The sequence below is a fragment of the Dongia sp. genome, assembly GCF_041910485.1.
GTDB lineage: Bacteria > Pseudomonadota > Alphaproteobacteria > Dongiales > Dongiaceae > Dongia.
This window is the reverse complement of sequence record NZ_JAYRQR010000060.1, coordinates 1-1561: the sequence shown is the minus strand read 5'-3', so window position 1 is coordinate 1561 and position 1561 is coordinate 1. Positions and strand designations below refer to the sequence as shown.

At 60.9% G+C, this 1561-nt stretch carries 3 protein-coding genes; all 3 read left to right on the top strand.

Features of this window, described 5'->3' with window-relative positions; all coding sequences use genetic code 11:
* Positions 1–52: 52 nt before the first annotated feature.
* Positions 53–229 (top strand): Trm112 family protein, encoded by a 177-nt coding sequence (locus tag ACE3PP_RS19620; RefSeq protein WP_226418905.1) that lies wholly within the window; start codon positions 53–55, stop codon positions 227–229.
* Positions 229–1014, top strand: coding sequence for a 3-deoxy-manno-octulosonate cytidylyltransferase (kdsB, locus tag ACE3PP_RS19615; RefSeq protein WP_374384977.1), 786 nt, complete (start codon positions 229–231; stop codon positions 1012–1014). Before ACE3PP_RS19620 ends, kdsB begins: the two co-directional genes overlap by 1 nt.
* Positions 1015–1089: 75 nt before the next feature.
* On the top strand, positions 1090–1561 hold a 472-nt coding region (gene adk, locus ACE3PP_RS19610; protein WP_374384975.1), incomplete at its 3' end, for an adenylate kinase.

The window sequence follows — 1561 nt, the reverse complement described above, 5'->3', positions numbered from 1 at the left end:
GTCGAGGCCGAATTGTCACCGGCCCTAATTGATCTCATTGTGGAGAAACTGCGTGGACGCCAGGCTGCTTGATATTCTCGTCTGCCCGATTTGCAAGGGCAATCTCGAACACCGCAAGGCGGAAAAGGAACTGGTCTGCAAACCCTGCAAGCTGGCCTTCCCGATCCGTGACGATATTCCCATCATGCTGGAGGATGAGGCGCGTCAACTGCCGGCGGATGGGCAGTAATGTCCGGTCTGTCCTTCAAGGTTGTCATCCCGGCGCGCTACGCGTCGACCCGCCTGCCGGCCAAGCCGCTGCTCGATCTTGGCGGCAAGCCGATGGTTGTCCGCGTTGCCGAGCGGGCGCGGCTGTCCGGTGCAGAGGAAATCTGGGTGGCGACCGATCACCCGGAAGTCCGGGCGGCAGCCGAGGCGCATGAAGTGGCCGCGCTGATGACGCGCAGCGATCATCCGACCGGCACCGATCGTCTGGCCGAGGTGGTTGAGCAACGCGGGTGGGGCAGCGATACCATCATTGTCAATGTGCAGGGGGACGAACCGCTGATTGAGCCGGAGGTCATCTTGCAAACTGCCCGCCAACTGGCGGCGAGCGGTGCCGATATCGCCACGGTGGCGCATCCAATCAACGATGCGGCCGATTTCTTCAATCCCAATGTGGTGAAGGTCGTGTGCCGGGCCGATGGTGATGCCGCTTATTTTTCGCGGGCACCGATCCCCTATGCGCGCGACCACTTTGCCCGGGAAGATGGCGGTATGACCTTGCCGGCCGGTTTTCCGGCCTATCGCCATGTCGGGCTGTATGCCTACCGGGCCAGCTTCCTGAAGGCTTATGCCGGACTATCCGCGGCGCCAACCGAGCACTTTGAATCGCTCGAACAACTGCGTGCCCTGTGGCATGGCTACCGCATCAGCGTGACCCTGATCGACGCTGCGCCGGCACCCGGCGTGGATACGCCGGAGGATGCCGAGCGGATGCGCAAACTGTTTGACCGTGCCGGAAATAGCGAGTAATTTTCAAATCTTGGTAAACGGCCGCCACGACTGCCGACAACAAGAATTCCGAAGCAAAAACCAGAGGGACTATTCATGAAATTGATTTTGTTGGGCGCTCCTGGCGCCGGTAAAGGAACGCAAGCTACTTTTATCAGCAAGCAGTTCGGCATTCCACAAATTTCCACCGGCGACATGCTGCGCGCCCAGGTCAAGGCCGGTACCCCGCTCGGTCTGGAAGCCAAGAAGCACATGGATGCAGGCGGCCTGGTGCCGGATGCCGTCATCATCGGCATGGTCAAGGAGCGCCTGACCCAGGACGACTGCAAGAACGGCTACCTGTTCGACGGTTTCCCGCGCACCATTCCGCAAGCCCAGGCCATGAAGGATGCCGGCGTGCCGATCGAGTTCGTCCTCGAAATCGATGTGCCGGACAGCGACATCATCGAGCGTATGGCAGGCCGTCGTGCCCACCTGGCTTCCGGCCGTACCTACCACGTCAAGTTCAACCCGCCGAAGGTCGAAGGCAAGGACGATGTGACGGGCGAAGATCTGGTTCAGCGCGATG

Bases quoted from the DNA above. Each gene is read 5' to 3' on its own strand.
- kdsB (WP_374384977.1), top strand. From the start codon at position 229: ATGTCCGGTCTGTCCTTCAAGGTTGTCATCCCGGCGCGCTACGCGTCG.